The sequence below is a fragment of the Clostridium sp. MCC353 genome (genome assembly GCF_018785315.1).
Lineage (GTDB): Bacteria > Bacillota > Clostridia > Lachnospirales > Lachnospiraceae > CHH4-2.
In genome coordinates this window covers 79,574-104,526 of sequence record NZ_WQPN01000008.1, presented here as the reverse complement: position 1 = coordinate 104,526, position 24,953 = coordinate 79,574, and the positions used below count along the sequence as shown (strand labels likewise).

Here is a 24,953-nt window from a genome sequence, read left to right as displayed (position 1 = left end):
TTGTTATGTGCATTTTTTGAACTATCGCAAAATTTGCAACAGTTGCGGTCTGAGCCAGCAATTCCTCTTTCAAAACATTATTAATATGTAAGCCAATCGTTTTTTACATCTCGCTTGAATAATTCGGCCATCTGATTTTGGTTTAGCCATATGGTATCCTGTTCCGGTGTAATGAGTACCTCTAATGCAACATTGCCATCAGTAAATATCTCTATTTCTTTTTCATCCATTCTAGCCCCCTGGCCTAATTATTTTGCATTACTTTTTTTAAATTATTGACTATATATATGGGCAATTAGAATTTTTTATTATTATTGAATCAGAATATATATCATCTATATATTTATTCTTTGCCAAAAGTAGCTTCAAATCAAATGCTTCAATTTTACATTTGGGTCCAATAATAATTTCCTTTATAATTTCTCTTTTACACTTTTCAAATCCAAGTTCAAAATATAACCGAATATCATTATTTACGCTTCTAAACTTTAAAGGTCCTCGGGTAAACTCACCAAGATATTTCTCGTTGCTATAAAAAAAACCTTCAAGAAAATGTGCATAACCATAATCATCAACGCCATCACAATAATCAAAATTACCTGATTGCAACCTACGAAACAGCCTCCATTCCTGTTCCTCAATAAACGAATTATGTTTATATATAGGTCCTTCTTGCCACAACGAATAAACTAACAAAGAAATATTCATTGCTAGTTCCATTTCATCTAGTTCTTTGGTTTTAGAGCTAATACTACTTTCAATTGCCCATTTAAGTGGTTCATCAATAGCGGAATGCATAAACTCTAAAATATCTTTATCAGAATAAATAACTTTGCTCATAATATAATAAGATTCGTCTGTAAACTTTTCAAAAATACTGGGATTGAAACCAATGGCAATACCATTCCCATCATTTCCATATGCACGCCATTGACTAAGTAAATCACCGGATTTCGAAAAACATGCTAAAAAACTTTTTGAATTCTGTACTATTGGGGCTTTTTTATTTAATAAGTTTTCAGCTATTTGATATGTAAGCTTTTTACTTTTTAGAATCACCTCTTCACTAAAAAATTTTCGATATGACAATAATGCTTGTTCAACCGTTTCATGAATTTTTGAAAATAGCCACTTCATTTCAGTATAATCATTTGTCTCTTCAGCATCCGAAAGCCAGATATTGCTATTATTAATAATGCTCAAAAAAGTATCTACTGAACAGTAATGATAAAAAACTGATGGCACTTCTGGATGAAAACTTAAATACTCATTTGTAAGTACTGGCATATATTTCTCCCTATATATAGTTAAGTTCTTTTACCAAATCAAGTCGAATTAATTACTTTTATCAAATAAATAAGCCGTTGTCCAGAAAATCTTTTATAACTAGTGTGCAATTACCAACATGGAATGTAGAAATAGAGTGTTTCACTTCCTTCTACACTATTGCCTTTTGCCAATACGTTAATTTTCCTTACCCATCAAAGTAACTGGAAACATATTTCACTCCAACTAACCATAAAAGCATACCTACATCTCCTGCCCAATTTCCCGAAACCCTTTGATTTACTGGGCCTTCCTCACGAGAAGCACAACCGACTCTGCATGCGTAGAAGCGGTGATTCGGATATCCGAAAGACGCAATTAAGCCTTGGAGGAACCCTTGCTATTCTTGTCAAAATGGAAACCACGTCTTTTCAAACTCACTCCACTTCTACTTCCTACGTTTAGATTATATCATAGATTTTGATATATGGGGATGCTTCGCATCTCCAGAAAGAGAAAGGTTTGCTGGTAGTAATTACTGGCAACAATAAAACACTCGAACTATCAAAGTTCAAGCATCTTATTCTTGCCAGTATTGTTTGGCACATCTGGAATCTAATTGTGCCACAGGCTGTGGCACAATTACTCCAGTTCTTTTTCGATTTCTTCAATGGATGGCAGGCTGCTACGCAGCTCTTCCGGCAAAGCCTTAGCAATCTGGTTCTTCCACTCTGCCACACCAATAGGGTTTTGATATCCTGCCAGTGAGTACTCTACTACAGTTTCATTTTTACCCTTTACCAGCAACAGACCAATGGTCGGCTTGTCATCTGGGTGGCGTAAAACATCGTTAACTACATTTTGATACATATTGAGTTGGCTGATAAACCCCGGCTCAAAATCACAGGCTTTCAATTCAATCACCACATAACATCGCAGCTTCAGGTGATAAAATAAGAGATCAATATAAAAATCATCGCCGTCGACCTCCAGATGTACCTGTCTGCCCACAAAAGCAAATCCTTGTCCCAATTCCAGCAGAAAACTTTGAATGTGTTCTGTTAGTTTTCGTTCAATCTCAACCTCTCTCCGGGGCATGTCTGTCCCAAGGAAATCAAACAGATAGGGGTCTTTAAACACTTGATTGACCAGATCGGAATCTATAGGAGAAAGTGCATCCGGGAAATTATTCACGCTTCTTCCTAAACGCTCCATGAGACCGCCCTGTATTTGCAATTCCAATACATTGCTGCTCCAGCCATTTTCTATTGTTTTATGTGCATACCAGATGCGGCTTTCCATAGAATCAAGTTTATCTAATAGCATACGATTCGTTCTCCACGGAATTTGTGCCACAACCTGTTGCACAATTTCAAAATCAGGCCAGCTCTCGGCGAACTTTCGCATATACTTAATGTTTCTGGGCGAAAAACCAGACATTTCAGGGAACGCATCCTTTAAGTCCTTGGCCATACGGTCAATGACTTTTGCACCCCAGCCTTCTTCTTCCTGTTTTTTCAGAATGGCTCTGCCAATGTTCCAGTAAAGGCAGATCATGCTGGAATTTGCATTCAACACCACAGAAATTCGCTGCTTTCGGATTTCCGCTTTCACTTCTTCTATAAAACTCAAATAAGCATCACTCATCTCAGAAAGATTTGGAGCAACAGGGAATATTACTCCATCTTTATTCTTTCCCATTTGTTTTCGATTATTCAATTTCTCACCTCGCTATTACACTTAATCCCGTTTAGACAAATACCTCTATTTATACTATAGCTTTAATAACAGGGCAATACTTTTGCAGTATCTTGTTTCATTGTTATTAATTACATTTCAATATTCCCCCCTTGTTAATCACCAATTTTCCATTAACTTACACTTTCAATATTAAACAACGAGCTTCGTAAGGATGGAGTGTATGATTCGAATTCTCAAAAAGAAAATTGTTATCTTCTGCTAGTTAAAAGGCAACTCTTGCGTTTCTATAGAATTTCCTAAAATAATTGAATAAATTCCTTTAACTATATATGATTTTTCTTTTTCCGAGAATTGAATGTATGTATTATATAACTCTTCAATTGGATATTTTTCTATTTCATAACTTTCATTTCTATAAACATGAATTTGATAGAGACCAGGAAATTGTTTAATCAACTGTGTGAAGTTCATTTTGCTTCGGAAATAATGTTTCTCAATAAAATCCGGCAACTGTATCTCTACCCATTCTTTAACCGTATTCAAAGATGGTAACATTCCTATTTGAAATTCGATACGTGCAATCTTATTAACCATTTCTTCAAAATAATCTAGAGAAAATCCATTGCTTATTTTATTTGATGCGACTGGCATACTTATGTTTTGATGCCCCTCAATCATAGCTTCAAAATCATTCCTCAGTTCAATTGCTGACTGATATCTATTATCTGGATTTTTCTCTAAACATTTTTTGATTATATTATAAACATTTAAGTCACTTAAGCTAATGTCATCTATCTTTGAAATATGAAATTCTTCTTCTGCATAAATAGAAAACAACACGGCCCCTATACAGTAAATTTCTGTTCTAATATCATACTGTTTATCCGGTGGCATAAATTTATGGACTATATCTTGATATATCGTATCGTACTCACTATCTTTCATGCCCCTTGCAAATCCAAAATCTAGCACCTTAATATTTCCGTCACCATCAACCATTATATTTGAATAACTAATATCGCGATGTATATCCGCCTTACCATGTATATATGCCATCGCTGAAACATATTGACTTGCCAATCTATTTTTGTCTTCCTCCGACAAAAAATTTTCTTTTATATAATCAATAACTTTTTTTCCATCAATATGTTCCAATTTTATGTATCCACTATCATTACCTAAAAATCCGAAATCATATGCATGAACAATATTCTCATGGGAATAACTTAACACCTTTCTGGCCTCACGCAAAAATCGTTTTTTCATGATTTCTTTACTACTTCCTTGAAATGGCGATGGATCAAATATCTTATACGCAAATGATACTCCAATCTCACTATCATCCACCTTATAAATTGAAGCGAATCCACCTGTACCTATTAAATCATTGGCCTTGTCTATCTCCACATGCTTATTTATTATAATACGATTTGATGTAATAACATGATCTTCCATCTCTGCACTTACAAAAATAATCAATTCCATTAACATGTAATCATCTCGCACACCATGTAAGGAATCCATAAATTGATACAATCTTTTTTTTTGGCTTTCTAATACAGCTTTTCCATGAGCAGAACAATATATTTTTAATTTTCTAATATAAGTATTCCACTCCCTTTTTGTAAAAATAGAAGAATCTTCAAATTCAAACTTTGAATTCTCTAATGCTTCAACAACTTCATCCGAGTAAGAAGCATCGTTCTGAATATTAATTATAACATCTTTTTTAAACTGTTCAGCTTCATAATTCATAAATTAAATCCCCTAACATTTTATTTACTAAAACCAACTATCTTATCCGACAAAATTTCACGCAGACCTCACAATGTCTCGAGTGTATAAAAATGATGTCCACAGGACAGAAGTGACCCCGGGCGGAATCCCACACTTCTTAATTACTTGATACAATTCATTATCACACTAATCATCATCTCTTTTTCCTCTGGCCTTGATTCTGCAATCAAAATTGTCAAGGTCACCAGCGTATGGTCAGCAATCACCTTTTACCCATCCCGAAACAGCGCCTGATTCCTATCCATAAAAAATAAGAAAATAGCAGCAGCAATTCTTTTATTTCCATCCGAATCATCCGAAAAAGAATGGTTCAAAGGTCTGGTAAAGCGCTCCAATGCTTCCCTTAAAAGAATCATCCTTCTCGTTACCGAAAACATTACTGGGCTTTCCATTATATTTTTCAATCTGGCTAATTTCTTCTAAAGACCACGAATAGCTCTCATAATCTGCTTTTCATCTTTTCCTTTGAGATATTCCTCGTAGTAGCCTTCCGGGCTAATCATCATAAACCTTCACCTTCTATCCCTGATATAATCCATCACCGAAATGTTCAATAGCGATTTTATTCAGCTGAGCCGCAATGTCTGCAAACGGCAAATTCAAATCTAGCGTTTTCACGCTTACCTTGCTGCCGTGCATCTGATACTCATTATCCGGCTGTATCTCTTCTTCTGTTTTTGCATACAGAAGCATACCAGAGACCACATTCGGCTTGTTGCCAAAGTCATAGTGCCTGTTCTTCACATAAGTAAAAATCTGGTACAAATTGTTCGAATGCAGGGTATGCTTATCAAATTGAACTTGGGTCATGTGGCTATAATACTTGGCATCTATGATAAGTATAGTGTTGTCTTTTTGCAGATGAATATCGCTCTGCATAACCGGAAGCATCGTACCTAAGCCGTCATCCAAGGCCCACGGTATTTGCGCTGCACTGACGGATAGTTTTGGAAAGTGCCTGCTGTAATACTCAAGAATAAACTTCTCATACAATCGGCACATCCGCTGTTCGTCAACAAAGGATGCCAAACGATAATCACCAGCATCTGTCGTGATAAGCATACCCTCTATGATAAGCTGGCAGATAGCTATCAACATCCGATAAGTCTGGTTATTTCTCTGAAAACGTATGGACGACCAGCGTATATCATTAGGCTCCAGTGTATCAACATTGGAAAAATAGAGTATTTTCTTTCTTAGGTCGTCCTTATACTCAGCTTTTACCTTAGCATTTCGGAGTAACAGCAAAACTGTTATTTTCAGAATTTGATTCAGCTGGTTATTCTCTGAAAGCTCATCATAATCGCAAGTAAGTACACGTTCATGTGCCATACGATTCTTAATCGTTCCAGGTATGCTGATTTTGCCTCTCATAATAGCCAACTCTTCTTGGCAACTGATATACTCCCGATACAAACCTTGTTTCAACTGCTGTCCTATGCCTTTGGCCAATATAGCCGCCAGAAGGTCGTACATCTCATTAAAAGATTCAACTGCAACATCATCATAAGTTTCCTGATTCAGCGTTTGAAAAGCATAGGATAGCATGTAATAAATGTTGTTAATTAAAATGCTCTTGTCCTTTGTCATTGAAATACACCATGCAAGATATTCTCCCAACGCTGCAGCTTATTCGCATCGTCAAACCAATACTCGCTAAGCATAGGAAGAATATCAAAATCGACAACATCCTTCATCCAGTCATCCGTACATTGTTTGGCATTGCATAAATAACTGTGACCAATGCAGAAGCCCTTACCCAGCGACTTATCCTGCATTATCTCTCTATTCAAGTCTTTGATTTTATCAATCAAGGCGTCGAATGTGTCGTTTGCTAATCCTTTCTGGTATTTCATAAAGCCTTCCGACTCAAATCCCGGCTCCATATCAAAGAAGCTGAATCGACGACGCAACGCATAATCAATCATCGCCAGGCTACGGTCAGCTGTATTCATCATGCCAATAATATGAAGGCACTTCGGTACCGAAAAGCTCAAGCCATTGTAGGCGAGTGTTGCTTTCTTATCACGATAATCTGCCTCAATCAGCATCAGGAGCTCTCCGAAAATCTTACTCATATTACCACGGTTTATCTCATCGATGATAAAGAAGTAATCTTTGTCCAGATGGTTTGCCGCCTTCTGACAAAAACGATAGAATATGCCATACTTCAGCTCAAATCCGTCCTCAACCGGTTTGTAACCCATCATGAAATCTTCATAGGAGTAATTTTGATGGAACTGTACGAATTCAATGCGGTCATCGTCCACCTCCTCCATGATGGAATATGCCAGCCGTATCGCAGCAAATGTCTTTCCAACACCCGGAGCGCCTTGAAGGATGACATTCTTTTTCTTTTTCAGAACAGCTACCAGACGGTCATACTTGCTTTCCGTCATATAGACATCTTCTAAGAATTTTGCTTTATCATATTTCTCATTGCCCTTTGATGCCGGTGCCGGATTTTCATCCCGAATCATATCAAGGATAAATTCATATTCGCCCTTCGTCAGCTTAAACAGGCTGCCTTGCTGCATACCAAAATATTCCATCTTTTCGAGTTCAGAACAGGCTTTCAATGTTGCAAAGTCTATCGGAGAAGAAAGGCCCTCCAGCTTTTCAAAATAAATCTTATCTCCGTCTTGCTCAGCACTGATACGCATAAGGGCTACTATTTGTTTAACTGGCGTAGATTCATATCCGATAACCATATCGCCAGCTTTGGCATCCAAAAAGTTCTGGAAAATACGACGCTTGTTGCCATTGTCGTTATAAAGAGTGTAATCCTGCACCTCACCAACCGGCATGCTGGACATACTCCACATTTTTGGATTAGCATTCAGGAACCAATAGTGCATACCTGATGTGTCATTGCGCAGCAAATCCTCCGTCGTTAAATTGAAGTACGGTTTTAGTATATACTCATCAAACAGTCCTTTTTCACTTTCCGGCACGGGAATGCAGGTGGAGTTATCATTTGGCGTCCACCACTTTTTTTCTCCAGAGTATGCATTTGTATCTCGTGACTCGGCAATGACAGTATAACTGCGTTCACACCATCCATCCTGTTTTTCCGGATTCTCCTCAACTTTATCTGTATCAATACGGCAAAGGAGCCGGATACTGTTTCCACGGCACAGATAAAAGAAGTCGCCTTTTTTCATATTGGCCACAAAATCTTCTCCCTGTGATACCTTTGATTTTCCTTTGGCTGCAGTATCTTTATGGACAACAACTACTCGACGTTTATTGAAAGTTGCTGCTTCCGCATTCGTGATGCAATCAGTTCCATGACTGATTTTCCAGAAAACTGGAGTCAAATTTGCATATAGCTTGATTTTCGTCAAATCAATTCGTTTCAATGCTTCATTCAGCTCATCGCGTAACTTCCAAACAAAGGAACCGTCTTCATCTTTCTTTGCATTCTTCCCAACATAAAGGACGGGCCACCAGCGTGTGCTATCATCATCGCGTGGTATTACCGGGCAGCCGGTTTTCTGCACAACACGCTTTGCAAGGGCAGAGGAACCAGCGTTATAAAAGTTTTTGCTTTCACCGTATTTAATAGAAAGCTGTGTGCAGGTAGCCTTTCCACCGTAATCAAGCATGCGCTTCATGATTTCGAGGCTGCTATCCGTGAATACTTCATTATCACCCAGAAGAGCTTCCCACTCGTCCACAGAAAGGGCCGGAGTATAATCACTTGGCCACCAGTCATCCGTAGTGGGTGCGTCATCCTTTTTATTGAGGTACCTGCTAATAAAGAATCCTACATCAATGGTTAATGTATGGAGTTCTGGGTCTGGATAACAAGTGCCTGTAATCTGTGATGCCATTAAGTTCTTTAATTCATCGTCCTGTTTAAGTTCTGCACATATCTCATCATAAAACGCAAGGAAATTACGAATATTGTCGACATAAGCTCCTTTTTTGAAAGTGTAATCGCTCTCCAACTCACTGGATACAGCCTTAATTTCACTTAATTTATAGATGTAATACTTGTCCGGATAACGCAGCCACAAATATGTACATATCGCACTTTCATACTGATAATGCTGTGCGTCTCCATTACCATAACGTTCGAGCAGGCTATTGGACTTCTGCTTGAAATTACTGATTCTCTCATATACATCCTTGCTCTCATCAAACAACTCGATGAACATAGCACGGACTTCTTCCTCTGCAATCTCTGCAAACTTGGTAATCATTCTTGCAGGGAAATTATTTACAGAGGCCAACAGATTACCTGTTTGAGAAAGTGCCTTATTCAGCATATGCGCAAAATCATCGGAATTGACATCCCAATTCACCTGAAAGCATTTTACTGCTTCCCATTTGTACTTTTCATCTGGCCATTGCGTTTGCACAAAACGCTTTTTATATTCAACCAGCGCCTCTTTCAGTCTGAACTTATCAAACATTTTCATTCACCGCCTTTACATTGCTTCACGCAGGCTTCTGTAAATTTCATCCGAGAAAATCCCCAGCACCTGACGCTTCATTTCATCATTCGATAACAGCAAAGAGAAGAAATCCTGATTCTGTGACAGTCCTTCAATAAGCGCATCGTCGATATCATCAAAATAGGAAAACTCAAAGTCGTGCTGCGTATTGTTCTTTGCGCTTGTTTTCAGTCTATCCGACTTCATCATAATATCCCGAATCTGCAACATGGCTTTTACAACTACGTCATTATCATAGCTCTTTCCGGTACGGCTGTTGATTTCGTCGATGATTTCTGACAGGCGTTTTTCTTTATCTTCTGTAAGCCCGAAATGTTCTGCTGTTGGTAATTTCATCACCGGCTTAGCAACAAGGTTTGATTCTACGTGCTCTTCGCCCTTTTTCTGGACAAAGTTTGACGCTTTAATTTTGCCATCTAAGTTAAATCCACCCCCCGGATGCTTAATGTTGATGAAGGACAGAAGGTAGGAAATGAAGTTATATTTTTTATGCAAGTCTGTATCCTCAAAACTGGACACCTGCAATAAAAACTCATAATACCTTACAAACCCTCGCATTGTTTCAACTACCTCACGCTGTTCGTTATACTCGAAGCGTTCCAACAGTTTTTTGCTCTTCTGCAGGAAAAAGGTCAGACGCTGCTTTTGCTTTCCTGTAACTTTATCTACATACAATATGTCATTCGCAGCCTCGATATCAGCCGGGTCGAACAGGGCATAGGCATCAATCTTTGCTTCCAAATCATAAATCGCACTCGGTGTAACAGAATTGGCTAAAAGCGTCGTCGTATAATATGGGGCAAAGGCCGCCTTGATATCTTCATAGGTATTCACAAAATCCAAAACAAAAGTCTTTTTCTCGTATGGAACGCAAATTCGATTTAACCTGGATAATGTCTGGACTGCATTTACGCCCTTGAGTTTTTTCAAAACATACATTGCACACAGCTTTGGCTGGTCAAATCCGGTCTGGTATTTATTTGCTACCAGCAGCACCTGATATGCATCAGAATCGAATTCTTTTGTAAGCCGGTCTTCAGAGAACCCGTTCAGTGATGCTTCCGTATACTCCTTCTCATCACCGTCTAGCTTAACTTTGCCGGAAAATGCAACCAGAGCATGAATGCCTTTATAGCCCTTTTTGGTAATATAGTCCTCAAATGCCTGACGGTATTTCACTGCACTTTGACGTGAAGCCGTGATAACCATTGCCTTTGCCTGTCCACCAAGCTCATGCATAACGGTGGTACGAAAATGTTCTACAATAACTTCTATACGCTGTGCAATATTGGTCTCATGCAATTCGACGAATCTGGCAATCTGGCGCTTTACGCTGTTTGTCTTGCAGCGTGGATCATCTTCTATCTCTTTGTTGATTTGATAAAAGGTCGAGTATTCTGTATAATTCTGCAACACATCAAGAATAAAGCCTTCTTCAATCGCCTGCTTCATAGAGTAAACGTGAAAAGCCTCTCGCTGGCCCTTGGTGTTCAGACGACCAAAAAGCTGTATCGTAGTCGGCTTCGGTGTGGCTGTAAATGCAAAAATCGAAACATTTGCCTGCTTACCATTTCTGCGGATTTCATCTGTAATCATATCCTCCACATCACTCTCAACCTGCTCGCCTGAGCCAAGCGACAGAGTGACAGCTGCCATATCTTTGCCGGCAGTGGAAGAATGCGCTTCATCAATTATGACAGCAAAGCTCTTATTCTTCAGGTCTGCAACACTATCCACAATATACGGAAACTTTTGGATAGTCGTTGCAATTATTTTTGTGTTTCCATTCAGCGCAATCGCAAGGTCTGCCGAATTGCATTTATTATCCATCACACGGATAAGACCAGCTTTGTGCTCCATACCCATAATAGCTTTCTGCAGCTGACGGTCAACTACCACACGGTCAGTTACAATGATGATATTATCAAAGATGATTTTGTTCTCGGCATCGTGCAGGGATGTCAACCGATGGGCCAGCCATGCGATAGAGTTCGTTTTGCCGGAACCTGCACTGTGCTGTATGAGATAATTTTGCGCTGTGCGATTCACACGCACATCCGCAAGCACCTTACGAATGACATCCAACTGATGGTAACGAGGGAAAATCAGATTCTCAGACCGCTTGATTTTACCTGTTGCATCATCGACTTTTTCCTTGCTTTCCACAAAAATGAACTTGCTGACAAGGTCAATTACAGTATCCTTTGTCAAAATGTCTTCCCACATATAAGAGACACTGTATTTATCTTCATACACCGGGTTTCCTGCACCAGCAGTAACACCGGTACCATTTCCAATATTGAATGGAAGAAAGAATGTGGCATTACCATCCAGTTTGGTGGTCATGTACACCTCTTCCAAATCCATCGCAAAGTTTACCAAGCAGCCAGACTTAAAACGGAACAGACGAGTCTTCGGGCTGCGTTCCGTTCTGAACTGATAAATCGCGTCCTGATAAGATTGTCCGGCAGCATTGCACTTCAGTTCAAAAGACATGATTGCTAAGCCGTTCAAGAAAATCACGACATCTATACGCTCTTTGTCGCTGGCCCAGACTTCCTCCATCACAGAGAAGATGTTCTGACTGTATTTCTTCGTCAATTCCGAATTAAAGGTAGTGGCTGGCTTGATATACATTAGCATCAACTTTCTGTTAGATATTTCGATGCCGTGTTTCAGCACGTCCAATAAGCTGCCACGTGTTTTTGTGGTTTCTGCATTGATGAAATTCACGATGGTCTCTTCAAGGTCATCCTTATATATTTTTCGCAAGTAGTCCATCGTGTCTGCCTGTGTATCATTGAGGAACTTATACAGCAATTCCCGATCTATTGCAAAAGACCGGTCAAAGCTGCTGGCCTTACGAATGATATAACCGTTATCCTTCTCCAGTCGCTCAAGGAGATATTTTTGATACTCCTTTTCCGAAAGAATGGATGTCTTGTGAATCAGCTTATCATAGTAGACTGCCACCCTTTTAGCTGTACCATCTTTATCCTGTGCTTCTATGATAACACCGTCGTCGCTTCGCATATCAGACATTCGCAGGCACCTCCTTCTTTCCGGTCACATATTCATAAATGAGTGACTTTTTGTAGTTATCCAATGTTTCCAATTGCGCTTTTTTATCCGCAATTACGGCATTCGCTTTCTCTATGGTGGCATCGATATGGGCCACAATCGCCTCCTGCTCTTCTCGCGGTGGAACAGGGTAAACCAGCTCGGCAAGTTTATTCCAACGCAAATCACATGAGCGAACTCGAATCCCAGTCGTCAAAGCAAGAAAGACATCCCCATAAGCCATACTCCGCAGATAATACATAATATATCTTTTGTTCTGTACAGTATCTAATACATTCAGTACCGGTGATGCCTTTCCACGTGAATCGGAGATTCCAATTGCTCCGGCAAATCCATCCATACCATGCACTACTAAATCACCCACATCGATACCTTGGTACCCAATCTCTTTATCAGCTATTGTGAAACCGTCTTCTCGACGATTGCTGCGAAGGGTAACCTCTCCATCTCGGAAGCACGTTATGATACCATCATCTTCCCGTATTGGTTTCTGTACATATTTAAGAATATACTTTCCTCTGATGATTTCCCATTTTTTCGGCATTGCTCCAATCCACGGTGTTCTGCTATCCTTCATCTCGACGTCTGGATTCAGCCCCTTGGTTACAGTTTCGGTAACAACTGACCTCTTATACTGTTCCAGTACATCAATTTGCGATTGGATATTCGCAGCAAGAGTGTCAATTTCATCACACTTCTTGCTAAGGAATTGTGCAATTATTTTTTGTTCTTCAAGTGGAGGAACAGCAAACTTAATGTTTGCCATTTCATTACTCATTATTTTAAATCCATTGATATCATACCGTTTATTCCGCTCTGCCACCATTCCGATAGCATAGGTAAAGAATAGCAAATCCGAGCTCTGTCTATACTGTTGCTTTAATTGTAAAATACCACAAACATTCGTACAATTGTATTTCCCATCTCGATAAAACACAGTACCAGCTTTTGCTCCATCAGTAGTCCATGTAATTGCGGGGCCGCTGTAATCAAATGTATTTAGAAAACCAAAACATCCATCGTTCTCTGTTTGTGATGAGAATACTGGATATATTCCGTTTTCATCCAAATCAAATACAGATATGACTCTACCTCTGCTGATAGCAAAGTAGTACTTTACAGGCATAACTACCCAGCCGTTTGGAATGACACCAATCCATTCTATCCCACTATCTTTCATTTCTCTCATATCATCACCGCCTTATTCAAACAGGTCAGCGACACGAGAAGAAACAGAAAGTTCCAATTCCATGAACTTGGTTTCCAACTCCTCACTTGCCACAGGCTGCTGATATTTATAGAAATAACGAGTAAACGGAATCTCTGCGCCCGTTTTGATTACGGGTTTCTTCTTTCCTAAATCCTCTTCAAAGAATGCCTTAGCATCCGGGATATGCGGCAAAACCTCTCGTGCCATATAAGTATCAATATCCTCATCAAATCTGACAATTTCGGTGTCCTTGGTTTCTTTGTCATAAATGATATTGCCCTTTTTATCACGCTGGATTTCTGCCTTCTTGTCCATTACTGAAAGTCCATCGGCAATCTTGTCCATCAGCTTTTTGTTAACCATTGGCTTTGCATCTGCACCTGCTGGAGCCGGAAGATTTCCATTTCCAAGAACACGGGCAAGTACCGGCGCAAAATCTGCTGGGGAATAATATACATCATCCGAAATCGCAGCTCGCAACGCACTGACAATGGCCTCGTAAACAGGCTGATTGTTTTGCATTGATTCCAGTTTCTTCTGGTCTTTTCCTGTCAATTCTTCTGCATTTTCCAGCTCATTCACTTTTGCTTCATCGTAAAGAGAAGATAATGCACCTTTCGAGAGCATTGCATCAATGCGCTCGTCCGTTATGGCATAGCTACGCTGAAGCGGCTGCATTATCACATACTCGCGGTAGATAAATTCCTCGTTTGCGTATATTTTACAATATTCGTTTTCTACAAAATCTGCATACAGTTTTGTAATAGCCTTACGGTCTTCCAAAGAGATGTCGTTCTTTTTATCACCCAACGCTTTGCGCAACTTGTGGAAGAAAGAAGATGCATCAATCAGCTGGATTTTACCCTTGCGTTCCGGACGTTTGTTTTTGGAAAGCACCCAAATATAGGTGGCGATTCCGGTATTGTAAAAGAGGTCAACCGGCAAAGCAATAATCGCTTCAATCAAATCGTTCTCCAGCATCCAACGACGAATTTGACTTTCACCGGACGCTGTTCCACCTGAAAACAACGGGGAACCGTTCTCAATAATTGCAGCACGTCCAAAATTGTCATCCATCTTATCAATGGCAGACTGTAAGAAAAGCATCTGCATATCACCGGAACCCGGTAATCCAGCACCCCAGCGCCCGTCGAAGCCTTTTCCGTATTCATCATTAACAGCGGCCTCTACGCCCTCTGCTGCATCCTTGCCACCCCACGGTGTGCCAAAAGGCGGATTTTCGATGACAAAGCGCATCTTTGTACCTTTAAAGCGATCTGCCACCATCGTATCCTGATAGCAGATATTTTCTGCATTCTGCCCCTTAATCAACATCTCTGCAAGGCAGATGGCATAGGACTCTGGATTGATTTCCTGACCAAACAGATACACTTTTGCAGTCGGATTATAGCGCTTAATGAAATTGTAGCTGGTAGACAACATACCACCGGTTCCGCACGCTTGGTCTAAAACTGTAATAACCTTACCGTCATCAAAGATATCGTCGCATCCTTCAGCCAGCAAAATATTGACCATGAGCTTGATAATATCACGGCCAGTGTAGTGATCACCAGCTTCAGCATTTTCAGAAAACTTACGGATAAGCTCCTCAAAAATGTATCCCATCTTCACATTGTCAATTGTACGCGGATTCAGGTCAAGCTCGGAAAAGGCCTTAACTACACTGAGCAGGCGATTGTTCTTGTCCATTTTGTCAATCTGCTTGTAAAAATCAAGACCCTTTTCTGCAGACACAATAATCTCCTGCACATTCTGAGAAAAGCTCTGCAAATATGCTTTGAAATTTGCCGCAAGAATATCCGGATCATTAATCAACTCTGCAAGATTTAATTCACTGGTATTATAGAAATGATATCCAGATATATGATACATCGCCTTTGCCGGATATTGAGGATTTGCCTTAAACTGGTCTACCACCTTCTGCTTCGTCGGCTCCAAGGCACACTCAAAACGACGGATAATAACCATCGGGATGATAACATCCTTATACTTATCGCTCTGGTATGTACCACGCAGCTTGTTTGCGATAGACCAGATAAAATTCACTTCTGTTGATACATCAATAGGAGAGTCATCCCACATTGCATCAATTACCTGCTTGTCAGCCATTTGCTTTATCCTCCATTCACGGGAATATTCTACTCCCATCTTGTATTCATTATAAATCTTTAGATGTCCAATAATCAGGACTTATTCTTCTTCGTAGTGGTCTTCAAACGGTGAAAGACCTTCATATTCCTCCGGATGAAGCTCTCTATCCCCTAACCTTTTATTTTCCAAAACTATCTATTTTAATCGACGAATTTCGACACAAACTTCACAATGCACCGATCCTGGGAATAAATCGCACCCTCTAACCTCTCCCAACTCATACCCCCAATCCACCAAATACCTCAAATCCCGCGCCAACGTAGCCGAGTCACAACTCACATAAACCACCTTCTCCGGCCTCATCTTCACAATCGTCTCCAAACAAACCTGATCGCATCCCTTTCTGGGCGGGTCCACCACGATAACATCCGCATGAACCTTATTCTTCTCAAACTGCTCCGGCAGCACCTCTTCCGCCTTGCCCACAAAAAACTCCACATTCTCAATTCCGTTAATCCTCGCATTTTCCCTGGCGTCCTCTATAGCCTGGGGCACGATCTCCACGCCGTACACCTTCTTCGCCTTCTGCGCTAAAAACAACGAAATGGTTCCGATCCCGCAGTACAGATCCCAGACCACCTCATCCCCTGTAAGTCCCGCAAATTCCAAAGCTGTTCCATACAGTTTCTCCGTCTGGACAGGGTTCACCTGATAGAAAGAAAGGGGCGAAATCCGGTACTTTACATTGCCGATATAATCCGTAATATATCCCGGCCCAAACAAACTAACCACTTCCTTACCCATAATGACATTAGTCTTTTCCTGGTTTATACTATAAGAAATGCTCGTCATCCCCGGAATCTCCCTCAGGCTCTCCACCAGATATTCCCCGTAAGGAAGTTTTTTCCCATTAATCACAAGACAAACCATGATCTCGCCGGTTTTGAATCCCACCCGGATGAGGGCATGGCGGACCAGGCCTGTGTGGCTTTCTTCGTCATACGGCTTAACCCCGTAAGCATTCATAAATCCCTTAATCCGGCCCAGAATCTCCTTGTTCCCTTCCACGCCGAGCAGGCAGTCCTCATTTTCAATGATGGAATGGGTCCGGCCTGCATAAAAGCCGGTGATCGTCACACCGTCCTTATTCGTGCCAAATGGAAACTGGGCCTTGTTGCGGTATCTCCATGGATTTTCCATGCCGATAATCGGCAGCATGTGGATCTGGTCATCCGTGAATTTGCCGATACGGCGCAGATTGTTATAAATTTTCTTTTCCTTAAATTTAAGCTGGGCTTCATAACTCATGGCCTGGAGCTGGCAGCCGCCGCACTGGCGGGCCACTGGGCATTTGGCCTCCACGCGGTCGGGAGACGGCTTGATTACCCGGATTAATCTGGCAAAACCGTATGATTTCTTCATCTTCATCACTTTTGCTTCCACTTCGTCCCCAATTATTGCGTCCTTGATAAACCAGATGTATCCGTCCACTTTCCCGATTCCTTCTCCTGTATCACTCATATCCTCTATTAAAACGGTAAACAGATCATTTTTATTCATATAGTCCTCCTTGTCTTGCATCACTGATATATTATTATTTTTTGTAACAGTACAGGACGGCGGAAAATTCGGTGGAGAAGATCAGCCGTTCTGAACAGTTCCATTTTTTCTCATATTTCCGCAAGAAATATACAGATAAATGTAACAGAAACTTCATTTCCATTTATTGTTATTTTATAGATTGATAAAACTTTGTACACAACTGTTTTGTATCATTATTACATGAAACAAATGAATCCCGGCAGCGTTAAGCGCGCACCGGCTGCGGGATTCGCCTAACAATAAAAGCGTTCCAACTCATTCAGTATCCCCCACATGAATGAAAGTAGAACGCTTCTTTTAATGTTTACACTTCCGATGTCTTCCTCACATTGCTGTCCAGCAGCCTGTTAAATCCCAGCCAGCCGTTATTCTCCCCGGCCCCATTTAACAGTTCTGTCATGGTCTGCAGCTTTGCATCCGTATTATCTGCAAAATTGAGGGCCAGCGCTTCAATGAGAGCAGGTTTTTTAGGTGATCCGTATTCCAGTTCGCCGTGATGGGCCAAAATGCAGTGTTTCAGCTCAGCAGCCAGCTTCTCGGGAAATCCCGGAATGGAGCGGATACGCGCGCCCACCATCTCTGTGCCGATAATGATATGGCCCAGCAATTGGCCGTCGTCCGTATAGTCATTTTCCGGAAATGCGGATAATTCCTTGGTTTTTCCAATATCATGGAACATGGCCGCGATGATCAGCAGATCCCTGTTGATCAGAGGATAATAGCCTGCATAGTAATCACAGAGCTTAACCACGCTCAATGTATGCTCTAAAAGCCCTCCCACAAATCCATGGTGCACGCTTTTTGCGGCGCTGTGGAACTGGAACGCTTTTGCGAATTCTTTGTCGTCCGTAAAATAACTGTCGGCCAGGCGGCGGAGATAAGGATTTTTAATCGTCCGTATAAAACCCAGCAGTTCTTCATACATCAGGCCGATATCTTTCTTGGAAACAGGAAGATAATCTCCTGGTATGTATTCACTTTCATCCGCCTTTCGGATGCGTTTGATGCTGAGCTGGTTGGAATTCATAAATACTGTCACATCAGCATCAATGTATACATAATCCATTGTCTCGAAATTTCCGATTCCCGGAGAGCCCAGATCCCAGATCTTGGCATCGATTGTGCCGGTCTTGTCCTGAAGCACCAGGTTTCCGTATTCTTTCCCCGCTTTCGTCAATGCGATCTGTTTGTTTTTACATAAATAAACATCTGATATGTGCATTCCTTCCCGGAACATTTCAATATATCTCATAATTTTTCAATTCTCTCTTTCTTTTATCTCATAAAACTTCTATACTCTGTAAATCTTTCATATTCCTTTAACGTTTTATATACCCAAACGTCTTATATACCCCAAACGCCTCATATCCCCTAAACGAAGAGCCAGTCGCTACCTGCTACCTGGCTCCTATCGTTATATGATATTCAATTTCTTTGTACTCGTCAATTCCATTCCTCTGAACCAGAACAGTTATGGCCTCTTCCGGGTTTAAGTTCTCCACCTGGGCCTGGAAATCTTTCATGGTGCGGATCTCCCGGTCCCCGATCTTGGTTATGATGTCGCCATTCTGTATGCCTGCGTTGTACGCCGGGCTTTCTACAATGACATTAGCCGCGTAGACGCCTGCGGGCAGTCCCTGCTCCATCATCGCCTCGTTGACCTCCTGGCCGATAATTCCAAAATAAGCGGCCGGACGCCCATTGCTCATGCGCTCCAAAATGCCTTTATAATCGGAAATGGCCATGACGCTGGTCATATTGGGACTGGCCTCCATCGTGAACTCATCCGTCACCCAGCCCACCATCTGGCCGCTGGTATTGACTAGAAATGTTCCCATCGAAGCGCTGCCGCATAAATCCACATACAAGATGCGGCTTGTGCCGTCCGTAACCTGGACGTTGCGCATCACATAGGTTACATCTCCATATGCGGTGGAATGCACCATTCCTGCCGGCCCTCCGACCGCGATCAGCATATCTCCCTGCTTCACGCTGTAGGAATTGCCCAGCTCTATGGCCTTCACATTCTTTAAGGCATTGGGATCCATGGCCTCGGTGCTGACGCTGACAATGGCCATACCGGAAATGGTATCCGCCTGTTTCATGACGCCGCTCACCTCGCTGCCGTCGCTGAATGCCACTTTAATGGAATCCGCATTCTCCACCGCCGCTTCCGGCGTGAGGATCAAAAGTTCGGTTCTGGTAGCGGCGATTACCGCTCCCGCATAAAGGCCGGCGGTTTCAATCGGGTTATCAAACCAATCCATCTGCTGTTTTACAGAATGGACGGTCACCACACCCTTGTCCGCCTCCTGGGCGATAGTACGTAAATTCCCATATAAGCTGTTAAAGTCGTCAATGGTGAATTTATAATCCTCAATCGCCGACTGAAGAATCTCTTCAATCGGTTCTGTCTCCTTGGGTTCCGTCGTCTGAACGACTGTCGGCGCCTGTGTGGTCGTCTCAGGCTCGTCCTTTGGAATCGTGATCTGCGTCATCTCTTCCGTAGTGCTGCCAAGATAGCGGTCCGCAATCGGCCTTGCTACCGCAAAGCTGACGCCCGCTGCCACACCTGCTGCAAGCGCAATAAAGAATAAGACAGCAACCCGCATAGCAATCTGCTTCTTTGTCATCGGCTGTCTTACAATCTTCTCTCGCATAAAGCGGCGTTTTTCAGCTGCTTCTTTGTCAGGACCTTTTACATCTGGCATAGCAACCTCCACTTCAAAAAATAGCTACATATATTATATGATGGTTCTCCCATTTATGCAAGAAAAAGATAGTAAATCAAAGTTTTTATGGTATAATATCGACAGGATATTATACTTGCGTGAAGGGGATTTTCTCTCCAAATCCCCCTATTTTACAGCATTTCCATAATTATCCCATATCCCACAGCAGCACCATGACCTTATTTATCTGTGATGAAAGGTATGTATCTATGAATTTGAAAGCATTAAAAACATTGGAATACCATAAGATTATCAGCCAGTTGACGGAATACGCCACCACCCAGCCGGGCCAGGAACTCTGCCGGAACCTGGTGCCGTCCTCCGATCTGGATGAAATTATACAAACACAAACAGAAACCAGCGATGCCGTAACCCGCATCCGCCAGAAAGGAAGCATTTCCTTCAGCGGGGTCCGGGATATCAGGGATTCTTTGAAAAGGCTGGAAATCGGAAGTTCCCTGGGGATTGTGGAACTGCTTTCCATCAGTTCCCTGTTAACCATCTCGGCCAGAGCCAAGAATTACGGACGCCATGAAGAATCCGGCGAATTTCCCGACGATTCCCTGGAAGAGATGTTCCGCTCGCTGGAGCCCCTCACTCCGGTCAATGCGGAGATCAAGCGCTGTATCATTTCTGAAGATGAGGTGAGCGACGACGCCAGTCCGGGGCTGCGCCATGTGCGCCGTTCCATGAAAGTGATCAACGACCGGGTTCACACCCAGTTAAACTCCATCCTCAATTCCAACCGGAATTACCTGATGGATCCGGTTATCACCATGAGAGACGGACGGTACTGCCTGCCAGTCAAATCAGAATATAAAAACCAGGTTGCGGGCATGGTCCACGACCAGTCTTCCACCGGTTCCACTTTGTTCATCGAGCCCATGGCGATCATTAAGCTGAATAACGAGCTCAGGGAACTGGAGATTCAGGAGCAGAAGGAGATCGAAGCCGTTTTGGCGGAATTGAGCGTCCAGCTTGCCCCTTACACGGAGGAACTGGGTTTAAACCTTCAGCTTTTGGCTAAACTGGACTTTATTTTCGCGAAGGCCGCCTTATCCAGACATTACAAATGCAGCGCGCCTGTATTTAACAACAAAGGCTATGTCAATATTAAAGACGGACGCCATCCCCTTTTAGATCCACAGAAAGTGGTTCCTATCAATATCCATTTGGGCCGGGACTTTGATCTTCTGATCGTGACCGGGCCCAACACAGGCGGTAAAACAGTCTCCTTAAAGACCGTGGGACTGTTCACCCTGATGGGGCAGGCCGGGCTCCATATTCCGGCATTTGACGGGTCTGAGCTGGCAGTATTTGACGAAGTGTTCGCGGACATTGGAGATGAACAGAGCATTGAGCAGAGCCTCAGTACATTTTCCTCCCATATGACCAATATTGTGGATATACTGGGCAAAGCGGACAGCCGTTCCCTCTGCCTGTTTGACGAGCTGGGGGCGGGAACTGACCCGACGGAAGGCGCGGCTCTGGCCATTGCCATCCTCTCTTTCCTCCACAACATGCAGTGCCGCACCATGGCGACCACCCACTACAGCGAATTAAAGGTATTCGCTCTGACAACCCCAGGCGTGGAAAATGCCTGCTGTGAATTCAACGTGGAAACCCTGCGGCCCACCTACCGTCTGCTGATCGGAATTCCCGGCAAGAGCAATGCCTTCGCCATTTCCAAGAAGCTGGGGCTGCCGGACTACATCATCGAAGAGGCCAAGGGCCACATTGAAGCGGAAGACGAAACATTTGAAGATCTGCTGGCCAGCCTGGAAGAAAGCCGGGTTACTATCGAAAAAGAGCGGGAGCAGATCCAATCCTATAAGCAGGAGATTTCACGGCTGAAATCACGGCTGGAACAGAAAGAAGAACGGCTGGATGAGCGGAAGGACACACTGATCCGCAATGCCAATGAAGAGGCACAGCGCATTCTCCGGGAGGCAAAGGAAACCGCCGACCAGGTGATCCGCAGGGTCAACAAACTGGCTTCCCAGTCCGGCTACAACAAAGAGCTGGAAGCAGAACGCGCCAAACTGCGGGATAAGCTGAATTCCGTGGACAAAGATCTGGCGGTTAAGAATGCGCCCAATCCGAAAAAAGCGGTCAACGCCAAGAGCTTGAAGATCGGCGACAGCGTCCGCGTACTCACCATGAATCTAAAAGGAACCGTCAGCACTCTGCCGGACGCGAAAGGCAACCTGTTCGTGCAGATGGGAATTCTCCGTTCCCAGGTCAATATTAAAGACCTGGAACTGATCGACGAGGCCACCATCACCGGGCCGTCGGTTCCCGGCGGCGCAGGCGGTAAAAAAGGGATGAGCGGCAGCGGTAAGATCAAGATGTCCAAGTCCGCAAACATTTCCCCGGAGATCAATCTGATCGGGAAAACCGTGGATGAGGCCATACCGGAACTGGATAAATATCTGGACGACGCCTATCTGGCCCACCTTCCCCAGGTGCGGGTAGTTCATGGCCGCGGCACAGGGGCTTTGAAAGCCGGAGTCCATAAGCATTTGAAAAAACTCAAGTACGTGAAGGAATTCCGCCTTGGGGAATTTGGTGAAGGAGACACCGGGGTAACCATCGTTACCTTTAAATAAACAGGAGGAGCATAATGGCAGAAAAACAACGGGTATTAATTGTTGACGACGACGCGAATATCGCAGAACTGATTTCCCTCTATTTAATGAAGGAATGCTATGAAACCAAAATTGTATATGACGGAGAAGAGGCGCTCCGTGTATTTCCGGATTTTAAGCCTAATATCATACTTCTGGATCTCATGCTGCCGGGGATTGACGGTTATCAGGTCTGCCGGGAGCTGAGGGCATCCTCTCAGGTTCCCATCATCATGCTTTCCGCAAAAGGGGAGATTTTCGATAAGGTCCTGGGATTGGAACTGGGCGCAGACGACTATATGATGAAACCATTTGACTCCAAGGAGCTGGTGGCCAGGGTAAAGGCTGTGCTGAGAAGATATCAGGCCGCTCCCGCCCCGGCCGCGCCGCAGACGGAGCAAAAGGGCGACTATGTGGAATATCCGGATTTGATTGTAAACCTGACCAATTACTCAGTTATTTACATGGGGCACTCCATTGAGATGCCTCCTAAAGAACTGGAACTTTTATATTTCCTGGCATCCTCACCCAATCAGGTATTCACAAGGGAGCAGCTTTTAGACCATATTTGGGGATATGAATATATCGGAGACACCAGAACGGTGGACGTTCATATTAAACGGCTCCGGGAAAAGATCAAGGATCACGAAAGCTGGGCCCTCACTACGGTTTGGGGCATCGGCTATAAATTCGAGGTGAAACGATGACCCATTCCCTCTATTCCAAATTTATTATAGGCTATCTTGTATTTGGCCTTTTGGGATTTATTACAATTGCTACATTTTCATCCAGAATCACCTATCATTATCTGATTGATGAAAAGGCAGAAACGCTGTACGACGAAGCAAATCTCATCGCTTCGTCGTACAGCGCCATGTATAAAGGGCAGAATATCGACCTTGTGAGCGCTTATCCGCAGCTCCAGGCCGTCTCCACATTTCTGAAATCGGAAATCTGGGTTGTGGACCGGAAGGGCACCATTACGGTGGACAGCAACCATTCCAGCCGCATCGGCAAGGTTGTGGAGGGGTTTGACCCAACCCTGACGGGCAACAAATCCTACGGCATCGGCAATTATTACGGTTCCTTTCCATACGAAGTGCTGAGCGTATCCGCCCCCATTACGGGCAATTATACAACCCACGGATATGTGATCATCCACCTGCCCATCAGCCAGATTTTGGATTCGCAGAATGGAATCCTGAACATTTTATATATCACCTCAGGAATTGTGTTTGCCCTCTCCTTAATCATCCTTCTGGTGTTCACGAAAACCGTATATTTTCCTTTAAAAAAGATCACTGCGGCGGCCAATGAATACGCGGCGGGCAACCTGGATTACAAGATCAAGCTGGAGACCCAGGATGAGATGGGATATCTGGCCGCAACCCTGGATTACATGTCGGACGAGCTCAATAAGGGGGAAGAATACCAGCGGACCTTTATCGCCAATGTCTCTCATGATTTCCGCTCTCCGCTGACTTCCATCAAAGGGTATCTGGAAGCGATTCTGGACGGAACCATTCCGCCTGAGATGTACGATAAATACCTCCATTTGGTACTGTCCGAAACCTCCCGCCTGACCAAGCTGACCCAGGGTCTGCTGACGCTGAACTCTTTGGACAGCAAGGGTTATTTGTCCCGGACTAATTTTGATATCAACCGGGTCATTAAAGATGTGGCCGCCTCCTTTGAAGGCACCTGCGACGCCAAGAATCTGGTCATAGACCTGACATTTTCCGACAGCATCCAGATGGTTTACGCCGATCTCGGAAAGATCCAGCAGGTTTTATATAACCTGATCGACAACGCGATCAAATTCAGCCATCATAATTCGGTCATCTATATCCAGACCTCTACCAAATACGAAAAGGCATTTATCTCCGTCAAGGACACCGGAATCGGAATCCCAAAAGACAGCATTAAAAAGATTTGGGAACGTTTTTACAAATCCGACTTGTCGAGGGGCAAGGACAAAAAGGGCACCGGGCTGGGCCTGTCAATCGTAAAAGAGATCGTCCAGGCACACGGGGAAAATATCGACGTAATCAGCACGGAAGGCGTGGGAACGGAGTTTATCTTCACTCTGCCGCGTTCCACTAATTTATAAAAATATGGCAGCAATTCAGAACGGCGGGAAAATAGGTAAAAAAAGGCGCGTCAAGCTCGCTTGTAAGCACTTTTCTTCACCTATTTTCACATCGGATGGACATCCGATGCTTCTTGACCGGCTTTTTTGGTCAAGAAGATAAGGCGTTCTGAACTGTTACAAAACGTGCACCTTTCCCAAAATAGAGAAACGATACAGATAAGAGCCGGTTCATGGATGGGCTGCAGAATCATCTGCATTCATCCATGAACC

Annotated in this window: 15 protein-coding genes; 3 read left to right on the top strand and 12 right to left on the bottom strand. The window is 43.0% G+C overall.

Annotation, left to right across the window (positions count from 1 at the left end):
* Positions 1–80 precede the first annotated feature (80 nt).
* From GPL15_RS02445 to GPL15_RS02390, 12 genes are all read right to left on the bottom strand, one after another.
* The gene (locus tag GPL15_RS02445) at positions 81–230 is read right to left on the bottom strand and encodes a hypothetical protein (protein ID WP_215695618.1); all 150 of its coding nucleotides are present in this window, start codon (positions 228–230) and stop codon (positions 81–83) included.
* Positions 231–279: 49 nt separating this feature from the next.
* The gene (locus GPL15_RS02440; protein ID WP_215695616.1) at positions 280–1,287 is read right to left on the bottom strand and encodes a DUF2971 domain-containing protein; all 1,008 of its coding nucleotides are present in this window, start codon (positions 1,285–1,287) and stop codon (positions 280–282) included.
* Between the two features lie 621 nt (positions 1,288–1,908).
* Complete coding sequence (locus GPL15_RS02435; RefSeq protein ID WP_346344881.1) at positions 1,909–2,985, bottom strand: PDDEXK nuclease domain-containing protein; 1,077 nt, start codon at positions 2,983–2,985, stop codon at positions 1,909–1,911.
* A gap of 240 nt (positions 2,986–3,225) precedes the next feature.
* Positions 3,226–4,722, bottom strand: a complete 1,497-nt coding sequence (locus tag GPL15_RS02430) for a serine/threonine-protein kinase (RefSeq protein ID WP_215695615.1) — start codon at positions 4,720–4,722, stop codon at positions 3,226–3,228.
* 561 nt (positions 4,723–5,283) lie between these two features.
* On the bottom strand, positions 5,284–6,354 hold the full coding sequence (mcrC, locus tag GPL15_RS02425; RefSeq protein WP_215695613.1) for a 5-methylcytosine-specific restriction endonuclease system specificity protein McrC: 1,071 nt from the start codon (positions 6,352–6,354) through the stop codon (positions 5,284–5,286).
* Complete coding sequence (locus GPL15_RS02420) at positions 6,351–9,191, bottom strand: AAA family ATPase (RefSeq protein WP_346344880.1); 2,841 nt, start codon at positions 9,189–9,191, stop codon at positions 6,351–6,353. Before GPL15_RS02420 ends, mcrC begins: the two co-directional genes overlap by 4 nt.
* A 9-nt stretch (positions 9,192–9,200) precedes the next feature.
* The gene (locus tag GPL15_RS02415) at positions 9,201–12,269 is read right to left on the bottom strand and encodes a DEAD/DEAH box helicase family protein (RefSeq protein WP_252198042.1); all 3,069 of its coding nucleotides are present in this window, start codon (positions 12,267–12,269) and stop codon (positions 9,201–9,203) included.
* Positions 12,262–13,497 carry a restriction endonuclease subunit S gene (locus tag GPL15_RS02410; RefSeq protein WP_215695610.1) on the bottom strand — a complete coding sequence of 412 codons (1,236 nt, stop codon included), beginning with the start codon at positions 13,495–13,497 and terminating at the stop codon, positions 12,262–12,264. Before GPL15_RS02410 ends, GPL15_RS02415 begins: the two co-directional genes overlap by 8 nt.
* Positions 13,498–13,509: 12 nt before the next feature.
* A complete protein-coding gene (locus GPL15_RS02405; RefSeq protein ID WP_215695608.1) occupies positions 13,510–15,648 on the bottom strand; it encodes a class I SAM-dependent DNA methyltransferase in 2,139 nt (712 codons plus the stop codon).
* 177 nt (positions 15,649–15,825) lie between these two features.
* Positions 15,826–17,190, bottom strand: a complete 1,365-nt coding sequence (gene rlmD, locus GPL15_RS02400; RefSeq protein ID WP_215695606.1) for a 23S rRNA (uracil(1939)-C(5))-methyltransferase RlmD — start codon at positions 17,188–17,190, stop codon at positions 15,826–15,828.
* Positions 17,191–17,536: 346 nt separating this feature from the next.
* Positions 17,537–18,484 carry an HD domain-containing protein gene (locus GPL15_RS02395; RefSeq protein ID WP_215695604.1) on the bottom strand — a complete coding sequence of 316 codons (948 nt, stop codon included), beginning with the start codon at positions 18,482–18,484 and terminating at the stop codon, positions 17,537–17,539.
* 145 nt (positions 18,485–18,629) lie between these two features.
* Entirely contained in the window at positions 18,630–19,943 is a 1,314-nt protein-coding gene (locus tag GPL15_RS02390) for a PDZ domain-containing protein (RefSeq protein WP_215695602.1), read from the bottom strand.
* Positions 19,944–20,173: 230 nt separating this feature from the next.
* On the opposite strand from GPL15_RS02390, the gene GPL15_RS02385 reads away from it, so the two are divergent.
* The 3 genes from GPL15_RS02385 to GPL15_RS02375 are packed head-to-tail and all read left to right on the top strand — an operon-like array spanning position 20,174 to position 24,701.
* Positions 20,174–22,573 (top strand): endonuclease MutS2, encoded by a 2,400-nt coding sequence (locus GPL15_RS02385; RefSeq protein ID WP_215695600.1) that lies wholly within the window; start codon positions 20,174–20,176, stop codon positions 22,571–22,573.
* Positions 22,574–22,587: 14 nt separating this feature from the next.
* Positions 22,588–23,298, top strand: coding sequence for a response regulator transcription factor (locus tag GPL15_RS02380; protein WP_215695599.1), 711 nt, complete (start codon positions 22,588–22,590; stop codon positions 23,296–23,298).
* A complete protein-coding gene (locus tag GPL15_RS02375) occupies positions 23,295–24,701 on the top strand; it encodes a HAMP domain-containing sensor histidine kinase (RefSeq protein WP_215695597.1) in 1,407 nt (468 codons plus the stop codon). Before GPL15_RS02380 ends, GPL15_RS02375 begins: the two co-directional genes overlap by 4 nt.
* Positions 24,702–24,953 lie beyond the last annotated feature (252 nt).

Coding starts and splice junctions, on each gene's coding strand:
- GPL15_RS02445 (WP_215695618.1), bottom strand. CDS start 230: ATGGATGAAAAAGAAATAGAGATATTTACTGATGGCAATGTTGCATTA.
- GPL15_RS02440 (WP_215695616.1), bottom strand. CDS start 1,287: ATGCCAGTACTTACAAATGAGTATTTAAGTTTTCATCCAGAAGTGCCA.
- GPL15_RS02430 (WP_215695615.1), bottom strand. CDS start 4,722: ATGAATTATGAAGCTGAACAGTTTAAAAAAGATGTTATAATTAATATT.
- mcrC (WP_215695613.1), bottom strand. CDS start 6,354: ATGACAAAGGACAAGAGCATTTTAATTAACAACATTTATTACATGCTA.
- GPL15_RS02420 (WP_346344880.1), bottom strand. CDS start 9,191: ATGAAAATGTTTGATAAGTTCAGACTGAAAGAGGCGCTGGTTGAATAT.
- GPL15_RS02415 (WP_252198042.1), bottom strand. CDS start 12,269: ATGTCTGATATGCGAAGCGACGACGGTGTTATCATAGAAGCACAGGAT.
- GPL15_RS02410 (WP_215695610.1), bottom strand. CDS start 13,497: ATGAGAGAAATGAAAGATAGTGGGATAGAATGGATTGGTGTCATTCCA.
- GPL15_RS02405 (WP_215695608.1), bottom strand. CDS start 15,648: ATGGCTGACAAGCAGGTAATTGATGCAATGTGGGATGACTCTCCTATT.
- rlmD (WP_215695606.1), bottom strand. CDS start 17,190: ATGAATAAAAATGATCTGTTTACCGTTTTAATAGAGGATATGAGTGAT.
- GPL15_RS02395 (WP_215695604.1), bottom strand. CDS start 18,484: ATGAGATATATTGAAATGTTCCGGGAAGGAATGCACATATCAGATGTT.
- GPL15_RS02390 (WP_215695602.1), bottom strand. CDS start 19,943: ATGCCAGATGTAAAAGGTCCTGACAAAGAAGCAGCTGAAAAACGCCGC.
- GPL15_RS02385 (WP_215695600.1), top strand. CDS start 20,174: ATGAATTTGAAAGCATTAAAAACATTGGAATACCATAAGATTATCAGC.
- GPL15_RS02380 (WP_215695599.1), top strand. CDS start 22,588: ATGGCAGAAAAACAACGGGTATTAATTGTTGACGACGACGCGAATATC.
- GPL15_RS02375 (WP_215695597.1), top strand. CDS start 23,295: ATGACCCATTCCCTCTATTCCAAATTTATTATAGGCTATCTTGTATTT.